This window comes from Pseudomonas sp. SIMBA_041 (genome assembly GCF_046535095.1).
Taxonomy (GTDB): domain Bacteria; phylum Pseudomonadota; class Gammaproteobacteria; order Pseudomonadales; family Pseudomonadaceae; genus Aquipseudomonas; species Aquipseudomonas mucoides.
On record NZ_JAWRXJ010000072.1, the window covers coordinates 1 to 380 of the forward strand.

Genomic DNA, 380 nt, shown 5'->3' on the forward strand with positions numbered 1-380 from the left:
TAACAATCTAAAAAGCCAGCTCTATAACGAATATGGTAATGTTTACCAATATCTCGGACTGTTTGAGATTTCTATTAAATATTACAACAAGGTTATAAAACTAAATAAAAACATACTTTCTGCAAAAGAAAGGAAGGGAAAACTTATATATGCATACACGAATAAAGCCGATGTATTTGAAAAACTTAGAAGAAGTGATTCTGCTTATATTTACTATCATAAGGCTTACAAAATTATTCCAGATCCTCTCGCAGCAGCAAATATTGCGAGCTGTTTTATAAATTACAAGAAAAATAATATAGATTCTGCAGGATATTATCTGCAGATTGCAAGTGATAGCTTAAGGTCTTATACTTACAGTTCCTATCAAAAACTGATTG

General features: G+C 30.3%; 1 protein-coding gene. It reads left to right on the forward strand.

Annotated features, from left to right (window positions below):
* The coding region (locus tag SB725_RS30275; protein WP_410923036.1) for a hypothetical protein at positions 1-380 on the forward strand (380 nt) is incomplete at both ends.